The 12,622-nt window shown below is 62.8% G+C and carries 12 protein-coding genes; 6 read left to right on the top strand and 6 right to left on the bottom strand.

What is annotated here, in order from left to right:
- Positions 1 to 315 precede the first annotated feature (315 nt).
- The 4 genes from LRP30_RS16195 to LRP30_RS16180 all read right to left on the bottom strand — a co-directional run bounded on the left by LRP30_RS16195 (position 316) and on the right by LRP30_RS16180 (position 4,486).
- Positions 316 to 1,404, bottom strand: coding sequence for a TRAP transporter substrate-binding protein (locus LRP30_RS16195; protein ID WP_128934506.1), 1,089 nt, complete (start codon positions 1,402 to 1,404; stop codon positions 316 to 318).
- A gap of 164 nt (positions 1,405 to 1,568) precedes the next feature.
- A complete protein-coding gene (locus LRP30_RS16190) occupies positions 1,569 to 2,657 on the bottom strand; it encodes a TRAP transporter substrate-binding protein (protein WP_091888831.1) in 1,089 nt (362 codons plus the stop codon).
- A 205-nt stretch (positions 2,658 to 2,862) separates the two neighbouring features.
- The gene (locus LRP30_RS16185; RefSeq protein ID WP_249761011.1) at positions 2,863 to 3,996 is read right to left on the bottom strand and encodes an Mrp/NBP35 family ATP-binding protein; all 1,134 of its coding nucleotides are present in this window, start codon (positions 3,994 to 3,996) and stop codon (positions 2,863 to 2,865) included.
- Positions 3,997 to 4,048: 52 nt separating this feature from the next.
- Complete coding sequence (locus tag LRP30_RS16180) at positions 4,049 to 4,486, bottom strand: VOC family protein (protein WP_128945625.1); 438 nt, start codon at positions 4,484 to 4,486, stop codon at positions 4,049 to 4,051.
- 197 nt (positions 4,487 to 4,683) lie between these two features.
- On the opposite strand from LRP30_RS16180, the gene LRP30_RS16175 reads away from it, so the two are divergent.
- The 5 genes from LRP30_RS16175 (at position 4,684) to LRP30_RS16155 (ending at position 9,539) form a co-directional block, all read left to right on the top strand.
- Positions 4,684 to 5,556 (top strand): NAD(P)-dependent oxidoreductase, encoded by an 873-nt coding sequence (locus tag LRP30_RS16175; protein ID WP_249761010.1) that lies wholly within the window; start codon positions 4,684 to 4,686, stop codon positions 5,554 to 5,556.
- 110 nt (positions 5,557 to 5,666) lie between these two features.
- Complete coding sequence (gene nhaD, locus LRP30_RS16170) at positions 5,667 to 6,947, top strand: sodium:proton antiporter NhaD (protein WP_128934509.1); 1,281 nt, start codon at positions 5,667 to 5,669, stop codon at positions 6,945 to 6,947.
- A 165-nt stretch (positions 6,948 to 7,112) separates the two neighbouring features.
- Positions 7,113 to 8,708, top strand: a complete 1,596-nt coding sequence (locus LRP30_RS16165; RefSeq protein ID WP_249761009.1) for a HAMP domain-containing sensor histidine kinase — start codon at positions 7,113 to 7,115, stop codon at positions 8,706 to 8,708.
- A gap of 44 nt (positions 8,709 to 8,752) precedes the next feature.
- Positions 8,753 to 8,956, top strand: coding sequence for a DUF1289 domain-containing protein (locus tag LRP30_RS16160; protein WP_128934511.1), 204 nt, complete (start codon positions 8,753 to 8,755; stop codon positions 8,954 to 8,956).
- 28 nt (positions 8,957 to 8,984) lie between these two features.
- Complete coding sequence (locus tag LRP30_RS16155; RefSeq protein WP_128934512.1) at positions 8,985 to 9,539, top strand: TIGR02281 family clan AA aspartic protease; 555 nt, start codon at positions 8,985 to 8,987, stop codon at positions 9,537 to 9,539.
- Positions 9,540 to 9,544: 5 nt separating this feature from the next.
- Here the strand turns inward: LRP30_RS16155 and dusA are convergent, their stop codons facing one another.
- Entirely contained in the window at positions 9,545 to 10,501 is a 957-nt protein-coding gene (gene dusA, locus LRP30_RS16150; protein WP_249761008.1) for a tRNA dihydrouridine(20/20a) synthase DusA, read from the bottom strand.
- Between the two features lie 171 nt (positions 10,502 to 10,672).
- Between dusA and LRP30_RS16145 the strand changes: the two genes are divergently transcribed.
- Positions 10,673 to 11,800, top strand: a complete 1,128-nt coding sequence (locus tag LRP30_RS16145; protein ID WP_249761007.1) for a site-specific integrase — start codon at positions 10,673 to 10,675, stop codon at positions 11,798 to 11,800.
- A gap of 321 nt (positions 11,801 to 12,121) precedes the next feature.
- On the opposite strand, the gene LRP30_RS16140 is transcribed toward LRP30_RS16145, so the two are convergent.
- A complete protein-coding gene (locus LRP30_RS16140; RefSeq protein ID WP_249761006.1) occupies positions 12,122 to 12,607 on the bottom strand; it encodes a hypothetical protein in 486 nt (161 codons plus the stop codon).
- Positions 12,608 to 12,622: the final 15 nt, after the last annotated feature.

The raw sequence follows: 12,622 nt of genomic DNA, 5'->3' as shown, positions 1-12,622 counted from the left end.
TTGCCCGACGAGTCAAGCGGCTTCGCAACTAGCAGCATCGGGATGCCGAAACGAATCCGTCGCTCGGCGGTCCCTACCCCACTTGCGCTCTCAAAACGCAGCGCGGGCCGCGGCTGCGCCAGAATCGTAGCATCCCGGTGATTTACGTCGATGTATCAGTCTTTTAGCAACATCGACAGGAAGTACCGCCGTCACCCCTCGTCTACTGTGCATGGGGTTGTTTTTGCATATTTTGAGTCTGGCACTCTCCAAACGCGGAGACGACAACGCCCCGGAGCCTTCGCTCCGGGGCGTTGCAGGCAACAGCTGGCGTGATCAGCTCTGCGAGCGCCGCGCCATGAAGATGTCGTAGCCGACCTCGGCGACCTGGAACCAGGCGTAGCCGTCGCTCGTGAACTTGGCGAGGGAATCGTGCACCTTCTTGAAGCTGGCGTTGGTCGCGCCGACTTCGGCGTGCAGCTCCTTGGCGGCCTTGTGGCAGGCATCCATGATCGACGGCGAGAAGGCGTGCAGCTTGGTGCCGCTCGCAAGCAGCTTCTTCAGCGCCAGCGGATTGGCGTTGTCGTAGCGCGCCATCATGTAGTTGTTGGCGTAGTGGCCGGCCTGCTCCAGCACGCTCTGGTAATATTTCGGCAGCGCGTTCCACTTGTCGAGGTTGACGAAGGCCAGCAGCATCGGTCCGCCTTCCCACCAACCGGGATAGTAGTAGTGCGGCGCGATCTTGTAGAAGCCGAGCTTCTCGTCGTCATAGGGGCCGACCCATTCGGCGGCGTCGATGGTGCCCTTCTCCAGCGCCGGATAGATATCGCCGCCGGCGAGCTGCTGCGGCACCACGCCGAGCTTCTGGAGCACGCGGCCCGCAAAGCCGCCAATGCGGAATTTCATGCCCTTCATGTCGTCGGGCGTGTTGACCTCCTTCCTGAACCAGCCGCCCATCTGGCAGCCGGTGTTGCCCGCGAGCAGCGAGACGACGTTGTAGCCCTTGTAGAACTCGTTGAGCACGTCGCGCCCGCCGCCCAGCATGTACCAGGCCTGGTTGATGCGCATGTTGGGACCGAACGGCACGGCCGAGCCGAAGGTGAAGGTCGGGTCCTTGCCGAAATAGTAGTAGGACGCGGTGTGGCCGATCTCGCAGGTGCCGTTCTGCACGGCGTCGAGCACCTGGAGGCCCGGCACGATTTCGCCGGCGGCGAAGATCTGGATCTGGAATTTGTTGTCGGTCGCTTCCGCGACCATCTTGCACATCATCTCGGCGCCGCCGAACAGCGTATCGAGCGATTTCGGCCAGCTCGTCGGCATGCGCCATTTGATTTCCGGCATCGACTGCGCGATCGCGGGCGCCGCGAGCGTGGCGGCGCCGGCCGCACCAAGTCCCGTGACCTTGATGAAGTCTCTTCTCTTCATGATTTCCTACCCTGATGGATCTGCTTGTTGGGCCTTCTTGCCGAGGCTTGGGGACAGCATGGATCATCGCTCCGCCGAATGCCATCCCGATCGCACTGCGGCAAAGAAAAAGCCCGGCCTCCTTGAGGAGGCCGGGCTACTCGTCTTACGACTTAAGCCGTAGATCAGCCGCGGGTGCGCGAGCGGATCATGAAGCTGTCGTAGGTATATTCGGCGACCTGCCACCACAGATATTCGTCGGAGCGGTAGGCCTGCATGGCGTCGATCGACTTCTTGAAATCGGCGTTCTTGCCCGAGATCTCAGCCCACAGCTCGTTGGTCGCCTTGAGGCATGCTTCCAGCACCTCGTTGGTGAAGGGACGCAGCTGGGTGCCGCCGGCGACCAGACGCTTCAGCGCCGCCGGGTTCTGCATGTCGTAACGCGCGGCCATCCAGCTGTTGGCGTTGGCCGTCGCGTTGGTAAGGATCGCCTGATAGTTCTTCGGCAGCGCATTCCACTTTTCCAGGTTGGCGAAGGCGTGGACGGTCGGACCGCCTTCCCAGAAGCCCGGATAATAGTAGTACTTGGCGACCTTGGCGAAGCCGAGCTTCTCGTCATCGTAGGGACCGACCCACTCGGCCGCGTCGATGGTGCCCTTCTCCAGTGCCGGATAGATGTCGCCGCCGGCGAGCTGCTGCGGCACCACGCCGACCTTCTGGAGCACCTGGCCGGCAATGCCGCCGATGCGCATCTTCAGGCCGGAGAGGTCGGCAACCGTCTTGATCTCCTTGCGGAACCAGCCGCCCATCTGGGTGCCGGTGTTGCCGCAGGGGAAGCCGATCACGTTCGACTTCTTGAAGAACTCGTTGGCGAGCTCGTTGCCGCCGCCCTGATAGAGCCACGAATTCTGCTGGCGCGCATTGAGGCCGAACGGCACCGAGGCGAAGATCGCGAAGGTTGGGTCCTTGCCGACATAGTAGTAGGACACCGTGTGGCACATCTCGACCGTGCCGCTCGAGGTCGCATCCAGCGCCTGCAGGCCGGGGACGATTTCACCGGCGGCAAACACCTGGATCTGGAACTTGTTGTCAGTCATCTCGGCGACGTATTTCGCCACCTGCTCGGCGCCGCCATAGATGGTGTCGAGCGACTTCGGGAAGCTCGAAGTCAGGCGCCACTTCACCTCGGGCGAGGACTGCGCGATTGCCGGCGAGGCCACTGCGGTCGCCGCCGCGCCTGCTGCCGACACTTTGAGAAAATCACGACGCTTCATCTTCATCTCTCTCCTTGCTGGGGCGTTTCCCCTCAACTTCTCTTTTGCTGCCGCTCATTCCGGCGACGCGTGAAGGCCGCGTCGAACCGAAGGGGCTTGACTGCCGTGGGCCTTTAACACGGAAGCCCCGCTTGCGGAACGCGACAATGGCATGACGGGGCTCTACGAAAGTCGCATGTCCCCGCAGCTTGCCGCGGCGGCCAATTCAGGCCGCGGCGATGACACCCTTGAGCTGGTCCCGGACCTGGCCTGCAATGGCGCGGTAGATCGCCGCATGAGGTCCGTCCGGCTCGCTGTCGACCACGGGATTGCCGGCATCCGAGGTGGCGCGAATCGCCATATGCAGCGGGATCTCGCCCAGGAACGGGACTCCAAGCTTCTCGGCCTCGTGCCGCGCCCCGCCATGGCCGAAAATGTCCGACTTGGTGCCGCAATGTGGGCACTGGAAGTAGCTCATGTTCTCGACGATGCCGAGCACGGGCACGTTGACCTTCTTGAACATGGCAAGCCCCCGTCTTGCGTCGATCAGGGACAGGTCCTGCGGAGTCGAGACGATCACGGCGCCCTTCAACGGCACGTTCTGCGCCAGCGTGAGCTGGGCATCGCCGGTGCCCGGCGGCATGTCGACGACCAGCACGTCGAGCTTGCCCCATTCGACGTCGCGCAGCATTTGCGTCACCGCCGACATCACCATGGGACCGCGCCAGATCATCGCGGTCTCCTCCTCCACCAAAAAGCCGATCGACATGATTGCGAGGCCGAAGCGCCGGAGCGGAATCATCTTGCGTTCGTCGTTCAGCTCCGGCTTGTCGCGCAAGCCGGTCAGCCGCGGCACGGAGGGGCCGTAGATGTCGGCGTCGAGCAACCCGACCTTAAGGCCGAGGTCGCGCAGGCCGAGCGCCAGATTGAGCGCGGTGGTCGACTTGCCCACCCCGCCCTTGCCGGAGGCGACCGCGATCACGGCGGCAACGCCCGGGATTTCCGATTGCCGCGCCATCGGCGATTGGCCGCCCTGCGGCGGTTTATGAGCATGGACCGGCTGCACGCCGGGCGTGCCACGGCTCGGCTGCGGGGGTGGCGGCGCGGAGCCCGGCTTGCGCTCGGCGGTGAGCGCCACCATCGCGGTGGTGACGCCGGGAATGGCACGGACGGCAGCTTCCGCTTCGGCCCGGACGGACTCCCATGCCCGCGCCTCGGCGGCATCGACATTGATCGAGAAGAACACCTTGCCGTCGGAGGCGCTGATCGCGCTCAGCACGTTGGCATTGGTGAGCGCGACCCCGCGCGGCGACTTGATCCGGGCAAGGCTGTCGAGAACCTGTTGCTGCGTCACGCTCAAAGCGCATCTCCTGATTTCAAGATGCCCCATTAGAGCGGAAACGCCCAAAAGGCTACTGCCTGCCGATATCGTCAGCCATCTCCGCGGGCGCCGCCCCCTGCTCCCTGGCCGCCTCGTAATTCAGCTCGATCATGACGCCGTTGGGGTCGTGGACGAAGATCTGCCAAAGCTCGCCGCCGGGCACCTGGCGGGACTCGAACTTCATCCCCTTGGACGCCAGCCGCTGCTTCATACCGTCAAAGCCGCGGCTGACGAAGGCGACATGGTGGACAACGCCGGAATCCGGCTTTTGTGGCTCGGCGGTCGGAGAAATATCGACGAGGTGCACCACCGGTTTCCCCTCGCTGTACATCCAGGCCCCCGGGAAGGCGAAATTGGGCCGGGCGCCATTTTCCAGGCCCAGCACGTCTTCGTAGAAGCGGACCGTCTCGGCCAGTTTTCGGGTTCGGATGTTGAAATGATCGAGCACGCCCACGCTCACGCCGCCCAAACCCATGCCCATGCCTTCGCTCCCTTTTTTGAAGTCCTTGAGGTCCGCCATCCTAGCACAGGGGACCGCCAAACGAAGCCGTTGCCCTCTGGCCTCAAGGGTTTATGGTGCGCCCCAATCCGCCCTCACGGCGGAACCAGGCGCCCTGCTCGCCCGGCAAGAACCGTAAAACCCAAACTACGGACAAGGTACCATACATGGCAAAAGTCGCTTTCCTCGGTCTCGGTGTCATGGGCTTCCCCATGGCCGGACACCTCGTGAAAAAAGGGGGCCATGAGGTCACCGTCTATAACCGCACCGCGGCCAAGGCGAAGGAGTGGGCAGACAAGTTCGGCGGCAAGACCGCACCGACCCCGAAGGCCGCCGCCGAAGGCCAGGATTTCGTGATGTGCTGCGTCGGCAACGATAACGATCTGCGCGCGGTCACGATCGGCCCCGACGGCGCGTTTGCCGGCGTCAAGAAGGGCGCAACCTTCGTCGACCACACCACCGCTTCGGCCGAAGTCGCGCGCGAGCTCGATGCGGCCGCGACCAAGGCCGGCTTCAAGTTCATCGATGCCCCCGTCTCCGGCGGCCAGGCCGGCGCCGAGAACGGCGTGCTGACGGTGATGTGCGGCGGCGCGCAGGACGCCTATGCCGGCGCCGAGCCGATCATCACGGGCGCCTATGCGCGGATGTGCAAACTGCTCGGCCCCGCCGGCTCCGGCCAGCTGACGAAGATGGTCAACCAGATCTGCATCGCCGGTCTGGTGCAGGGTCTTTCCGAAGGCATCCACTTCGCCAAGAAGAGTGGCCTCGACGTCGCCGCAGTGATCGAGACCATCTCAAAAGGGGCCGCGCAGTCCTGGCAGATGGAGAATCGCTACAAGACCATGAACGAGGGCAAGTACGATTTCGGCTTCGCGGTCGAATGGATGCGCAAGGACCTCTCGATCTCGCTGGCTGAAGCCCGCCGCAACGGCGCCAATCTGCCGGTGACTGCGTTGGTCGACCAGTTCTACGCCGAAGTCGAGACGATGGGCGGCAAGCGCTGGGATACGTCCAGTTTGCTCGCACGCCTGCAACGCTGAGGAACGTGTCGACGGTCGCGGCCGGGCAGCTGCGACCGTCACCAGCCTCGACGCGGGCCTGCGCCGCGACGTGGGCCGCATTGAGAAGAACGAATTCCGGGGGACCTGACTTGCTGAGCGTGATCGCCGCCGTTTTCATCGTTGCGTATGCTGCCATCGCGCTCGAACACCCGCTCGGCATCAACAAGAGCGCTACGGCTCTCCTGGGAGCGGGCCTGCTCTGGACCATCTACGCGCTGTCCGTCGGCGACGCCTCGCTCGTCAACCACCAGCTCGACGAATCCGTCGCCTCGACTGCGCAGATCGTCTTCTTCCTGATCGGCGCCATGACGATCGTCGAGGTGATCGACGCCCACAACGGCTTCGAAGTCATCACCTCGGTCATCCGCACCACGAAGCAGACCACGCTGATGTGGATCATCGGCTTCGTGACGTTCTTTCTGAGCGCGATCCTCGACAACCTCACGACCACCATCGTGATGGTCTCGCTGGTTCAGAAGCTGATCGGCAATAGGAGCGACCGCCTGCTGTTCGCTTCCCTCATCGTTATCGCCGCCAATGCGGGAGGCGCCTGGACCGTCATCGGCGACGTCACGACGACGATGCTCTGGATCGGAGGGCAGATCTCGCCTGTCAGCATCATGGGAGCGGTATTCCTGCCGTCTCTGCTCAACCTGCTGATACCGCTGCTCGTCATTGGCTATTCCGTCAAGGGGAAGGACATCGTCCCGCCGCTGCAACGAGAAGCGCAGGCTCTCAAGGTCGAGCTGTTCGAGCGCAATCTGATGTTCTATCTCGGCCTCGGCACGCTGGTCGCCGTCCCGGTTTTCAAGGCCGTGACGCACCTCGCGCCCTTCATGGGGATCCTGTTCGGGCTGGGCATCCTCTGGCTGGTCGGCGAGATCGTTCACCGCCACAAGGACGAGGATGCGCGTCGCCCCCTCACCCTCGTCCATGCGCTGACGCGCATCGACATGAGCTCCATCGTGTTCTTCGTCGGCATTCTCCTTGCCGTCGCCTGCCTGGAGCACGCCCGCGTGCTGGAGCTGTTGGCAAAATGGCTCGACACCACGGTCGGCCGTCTCGACATCATCGTCATCCTGCTCGGCCTCTTGAGCGCCATCATCGACAACGTGCCGCTCGTCGCGGCGACGATGGGCATGTACAATCTGGTGCAATACCCGGCCGACAGCTTCATCTGGGAATTCATCGCCTATTGCGCCGGCACCGGCGGCTCGATCCTGATCATCGGCTCGGCGGCCGGCGTCGCCGCGATGGGGCTCGAGAAGATCGAATTCTTCTGGTACGCCCGCCGGATCGCAGGTCCCGCGCTTGTGGGATATCTCGCGGGTGCACTGGTCTACATTGCCCAGCACTCGCTCCTGCATTGATCCGTCGTGACCGGCCGTTCGGCACTGCCGGTTCCAGCAGAGGTGTTTCTTAATCATCCGTTAACGTAATTCTTTAGCTCCTTAAGTCACCTCTTAAGGATTTCTTGCCAGAGATAGACAATGCAGAAGGCCCGCGTCCGGCGTGGGCAGGAATCGTGTTGCTTGATGAGTAACCCCGCTGAAAAGCCCGAGGTTGTGCAGCTTCCGGTCGAGCCGGTGAGCGCTCCATCGGCGAGCAGCCGCAGGGCTGCGGCGCAGCGGGTGCGCGAGGCGCGCGACAAGTTGACCTCGACCAGCGGAACCCGGCCGGCCTTCGACGCCGAGATGCTGCGCCAATATGCGCAGACGCGGCTGTCGGCTTCCTATGTCGTGATGCTGCTGGTGGTCGCCACCGGCGTGCTGTTCGGGCTCTGGATGCTGCCGATTCCGGCCGCGGCCTGGACCGCGGGCATGCTCTGCATCCACAGCGCGATGATCCGCAGCTGCCGGCGGTTCCTGACTGAGGCCACCTCTCCGGCCGCGACGCGCGCATGGCGAACGCGCTTCGTCGTGCTCGACCTGCTCTATGGCCTGTGCTGGATGGCGATCCTGATCCACCCCGTGCTCGACATGGTCACGGAAACACTGATGATGTTCCTGATGCTGCTGGTGATCGCGGTATCGAGCATGCTGGCCGCCAATCTGCCGATCGCCGCCGTTGCCGCCACCGCGCCGGTCGCGGTCGCAATGGCCCTGAGCTTCGTGATGACCGGCTCACTGGACAATTACATCCTGGCGGCACTCGCGCTCGCGGCCGAAGGCTATTTCGTCCTGCTGGCCCACCGCCTGCACTCCTCGACCTTCGCCACGCTCGAGGCACGCGCCGAGAAGGACGCACTAATCGGCGAGCTCGAACAGGCCAAGGCAATCTCGGACGAAGCACGTCACCGCGCCGAATCCGCCAATGTCGCCAAGTCACGCTTCCTTGCGCAGATGAGCCACGAGCTGCGCACGCCGCTGAACGCCATCCTCGGTTTCTCCGAGGTGATGAAGAGCGAGATTTTTGGCGCACACGCGGTGCCGGTCTACAAGGAGTACTCGGCGGATATCCATAATTCCGGCGTGCACCTGCTCAACCTCATCAACGAGATCCTCGATTTGTCGCGGATCGAGGCCGGCCGCTACGAACTCAACGAGGAAGCAGTGTCGCTAGTCGGCATCGTCGCCGACTGCCATCATTTGATGAAGCTGCGCGCCTCGAGCCGCGGCATCACCATCCACGAAGTGTTCGAGCAGGCCATGCCGCGGCTCTGGGCCGACGAGCGTGCGATCCGCCAGGTCGTGCTCAACCTGCTTTCCAACTCCATCAAGTTCACGCCGCAGGGCGGCGAGATCTGGCTCAAGGCGGGATGGACCGCTTCGGGTGGACAATATCTCTCGGTGAAGGATTCGGGCTCCGGAATCCCCGAGGACGAGATCCCGGTCGTGCTCGCCTCGTTCGGCCAGGGCTCCAACTCGATCAAATCGGCCGAACAGGGTGCAGGCCTCGGCCTGCCCATCGCCAAGAATCTGATCGACCTGCATGGCGGCACGTTCACGCTGAAATCGAAGCTGCGCATCGGCACCGAGGTCATCGTCACCTTCCCGCCGGAGCGCGTGATGAGCGCGCTGGCGCCGCTGTCGGATGATTCTCCGCCGCTGCAGCCCGAGAGTTCGCTCGTTCCCGACGAGAAGCGCCGGCCGCGCCACAAGCCGATCATGAGCGCAGGCACGGGCTCTTAACGAGATGCTTGCAGACATGCCCGACGATCCCTCACAATGTCCGTATGAGCAAAGAAACGCCGTGCGTCGCCGTCTGCATGATCGATCCCAAGACCAAGCTTTGCTTCGGCTGCGGCCGGACTTTGCCGGAGATCGCGCGCTGGCACGCCATGGACAGCGCGGAGCGGCTGACGGTCATGGCGCTGTTGCCGGCGCGCATGGATCAGGCAGGACTCGCACCGATCGCGGCATCGCCGAAACGTACCTGATCGGCACGCGCGCATCTGGAGGCGCGCAATGATCCGCTTCCTGCTTGTACTCATCATGCTCGCCGGCACCGCAGGTGCGGTCGTCGCCTATGGCGATCCCGACCAGATCGCGCGCGCCAGCCACAGGGTCTCGCACATCTTCCGCGCGCAGACCGCCGCCCCGGCCCCCGCCGTGCATATCCCGCGCGGCCAGGGTGGTGAGTTCGCACTGCGTGCGAAGATCAACGGCGTCACCGCGCCGATGGTGATCGATACAGGTGCGACCTCCGTGGTGCTGACCTGGGAAACCGCGAAAGCGATCGGACTGCCGCTCGAGATGCTCGAATACGACGTCGACCTGGAGACCGCGGGCGGCCACACCAAGGCGGCGCGGCTCACGCTCGACCGTCTCGCGGTCGGCAAGCTGGTCGAGAAGTCGGTGCCGGCCCTGGTCGTGCAACGTGGCCAGATGAAGACCAATCTGCTCGGCATGAGCTTCCTCGACCGCCTGGAAAGCTGGGGCGTGCGCGCGGACACGCTGATGCTGACAGGTTATCCGGAGCTCCAGAAGGGCCCCCGCCGCTCGCGCATCGCGATCGACTAGACGAGCTATGCCGCCTCCGCTGGCGCAGGTGCACCGATACGCGCGATCGCCTCGCGCAGCACCTCGAGACCGGCGCCCGGCTTCACCCCCTGCTCGGCAAGATGGCGGCGGAAGGCGCGCGCGCCGGGAACGGCGTGGAATGCGCCGACGAAATGCCGCGTGATCGCGTGCAGCCGGGTGCCGCGCGCGAGCTGCTGTTCGATGTAGGGCATCATCGCCTCGAGCGCGTCCTGCATGGACGCGTGCGGCGCCGCCTCGCCGAAGATGTCGGTATCGACGCTGAGCAGCCGCCACGGCTCCTGATAGGCGGCGCGGCCGAGCATCACACCGTCGACATGGGCAAGATGCGCCTTCGCATCGTCGATGCCCGGGATGCCGCCATTGATGATGACGGGCACACCAGGCATTGCGCGTTTGAGCCGATAGACGCGATCATAGTCGAGCGGCGGGATGTCGCGGTTCTCCTTCGGCGACAGGCCGTTGAGCCAGGCTTTGCGAGCATGCACGATCAGTGCATCGGAGCCGGACGCCACCACCGCGCGCGCGAGCGTATCGAGCGCCACTTCAGGGTCCTGGTCGTCGATCCCGATACGGCACTTCACAGTGACGGGAACCGCGACCGCGCGCTTCATGGCGTCGACGCACCTCGCCACCAGTTCCGGCTCCGCCATGAGGCAGGCGCCGAACCGGCCATCCTTCACGCGATCGGACGGGCAGCCGACATTGAGATTGATCTCGTCATAGCCGAACGCCTCACCGATCCGCGCAGCCAGCGCTAGCTCGTGCGGATCCGACCCGCCCAGCTGAAGCGCCACCGGATGCTCGCACGCGTCGAACCCAAGCAGCCGCTCCCGATCGCCATGAATAATGGCGCCCGTGGTCAGCATCTCCGTATAAAGCAGCGCCCGCCGCGTCAGCTGACGGTGGAACACCCGGCAATGCCGGTCCGTCCAATCCATCATCGGAGCCACAGAAAAGCGATAGTCTTGCGATTTCAATGATTTACCTTATCATCTCAATAGGATGAAACACGAACGTGTGCACTCCAAACTAGCCGAAATTGCACACGTTTGTACCCGTTTTGACCTCTCAGTGCACACGTAGCGCACACGAATTGGGGAGTGCACACGGCCATGGCCAGCTTCACTCAGTTGCCCTCTGGGAACTGGCGCGTCCAGGTCCGTCGCAAGAACCGCTATGTGTCAGAGACCTTCCGCCGTCGCAAGGACGGCGAGGATTGGGCGCTCGACATGGAGCGCAACATCGATCGCCGCGGATCACCAAAACCGAAGGCCGCCGCGCAAGCACGGACGTTCGGCGACATCATCGACCTTCATGTTGAAGATATGCACGAGGTCGGCCGCCCTCCCCGTCGCTCCAAGGCGGCTGTCTTGGAGGCTTTGAAAGAAGCCTTGGGAGGATTGAAGCTCACCCAGCTCAATCGTGAGCGACTGATCGAATTCGGTCGAAAGCGGGCGAAGCAAGGTGCCGGACCGGCCACGTTGGCGATCGACTTCTCGTTCATCAGAACCGTTGCGACGCATGCTGCCGCCGTCCACGGCATCGAGGTCTCGGCTGAAGAGGTTCGACTAGCGCGCTTTGCCATGAAGCATTTGGGACTCGTCGGCAATTCGGAGGAGCGAGACCGGCGGCCAACCCAAGATGAGCTCGATGAGCTCATCGAATACTTTGAAGCCAATCCTCGGCAGTTCATTCCAATGGGCCGCATCGTTCGGTACGCTGTGGCGACAACCATGCGACAAGAAGAGATTTGCCGGCCCGACTGGCCCGATGTCGATATGCAAAAGCGTCTCCTGATCATCCGCGACCGCAAGGATCCTCGGGCCAAAGATGGAAATGATCAGAAGGTTCCGCTTCTCAATCTGACCGGCTACGATGCGTGGGAGATCATGCTCCAGCAACGCATCATCACTCGGGGCTGGGGTCGTGTATTCCCTTACAATCACCGCTCAGTAAGCGCGGCCTTCACGCGAGCCTGTGACGAGTTGAAGATCGAGGATCTGCATTTTCATGACCTGCGACACGAAGGGACCAGCCGCCTTTTTGAAGCAGGGCTCACAATCGAGAAGGTTGCACTTGTAACGGGCCACAAGGATTGGCGCACGTTGCGGCGCTACACCAAGCTGAAGCCGGAAGAACTCCACAAGCTACAAACGGCGCCACAACCTTCTTTGGAAGAGTTCATCCGAGCGCTCACGACAAACGAACCTGCGACGGCAACAACCCAACAACAGGTCTAGATATCCATCTATAATCTCGAGCATAACTCGAGATCAAAAACCACACCCACTGCATGCGAACTCGATGTGTTTGGGACACGTTGCAATTGGCTGGTCGCCAGCAATGCCGACGTGCCGGCATTACTAGCTGAATACCATAGAATGGCACCCGCAATCCGAAAGTGCTGGAGCGGTAGGAGGCTTTTAAGCGGAAACGTCTTAGCAAACCGCAACGCCGTGCAACGGCCGCACGTCTTGGCGGAGCGTGGTGCGCGAATGGATACCACTCCGACTTGCTGCCGTTCGCTATCGCAGCTAACACTTCGCGTTTCGGAAAATGCGCTAGAACGTTACGTCCCGGTTCATTGTACCCAGGGCGCAGCTCCCCGCGGGCGTGCTGATCAGGCCCGAGACTTGTACCTTGAGAGGAGTGGAAGTCGAGAAGGAAAATGGCTTCTCGGTCGAATCTGAGGAGTTACCAGGGTTCTTTGGCGGCATCACCAGATTTACAACGTTGGGTGATGTGATCGTAGAGTACCATGGCCGCTGCAGAAGCACGGAATTAGCACCGGCCGTTAGTTTCGCCGATACACTCGGCGTCCCCATTGCGAACGCTACACTGTCCACAATCAAGCTAACCTTGCGCAACGTTCGCGTATTCGCCGCGACATCGTACTCGCCATACATCTTGACGGCATAGGAGCCGATCACGCCGACGCCTTCGCATGGGGCAAAATTAATCGCACTCCAGCTCCACTCCCGATTGTCAGCCCAGGCCAAAGTAGAGCACATCAAGGCGAGGCCGGCTGCAGCAAGCATGCGTTTCATTTTCAAATCCTTCTG

The sequence above is a fragment of the Bradyrhizobium sp. C-145 genome, from assembly GCF_023375135.1.
GTDB lineage: Bacteria > Pseudomonadota > Alphaproteobacteria > Rhizobiales > Xanthobacteraceae > Bradyrhizobium > Bradyrhizobium zhanjiangense.
The sequence above is the reverse complement of the archived record's forward strand: the minus strand, read 5'-3'. Positions and strand labels throughout refer to the sequence as shown.

Bases quoted from the DNA above. Each gene is read 5' to 3' on its own strand.
- LRP30_RS16190 (WP_091888831.1), bottom strand. From the start codon at position 2,657: ATGAAGCGTCGTGATTTTCTCAAAGTGTCGGCAGCAGGCGCGGCGGCG.
- LRP30_RS16165 (WP_249761009.1), top strand. From the start codon at position 7,113: ATGAGTAACCCCGCTGAAAAGCCCGAGGTTGTGCAGCTTCCGGTCGAG.
- LRP30_RS16175 (WP_249761010.1), top strand. From the start codon at position 4,684: ATGGCAAAAGTCGCTTTCCTCGGTCTCGGTGTCATGGGCTTCCCCATG.
- LRP30_RS16155 (WP_128934512.1), top strand. From the start codon at position 8,985: ATGATCCGCTTCCTGCTTGTACTCATCATGCTCGCCGGCACCGCAGGT.
- dusA (WP_249761008.1), bottom strand. From the start codon at position 10,501: ATGATGGATTGGACGGACCGGCATTGCCGGGTGTTCCACCGTCAGCTG.
- LRP30_RS16145 (WP_249761007.1), top strand. From the start codon at position 10,673: ATGGCCAGCTTCACTCAGTTGCCCTCTGGGAACTGGCGCGTCCAGGTC.
- LRP30_RS16140 (WP_249761006.1), bottom strand. From the start codon at position 12,607: ATGAAACGCATGCTTGCTGCAGCCGGCCTCGCCTTGATGTGCTCTACT.
- LRP30_RS16160 (WP_128934511.1), top strand. From the start codon at position 8,753: ATGAGCAAAGAAACGCCGTGCGTCGCCGTCTGCATGATCGATCCCAAG.
- LRP30_RS16195 (WP_128934506.1), bottom strand. From the start codon at position 1,404: ATGAAGAGAAGAGACTTCATCAAGGTCACGGGACTTGGTGCGGCCGGC.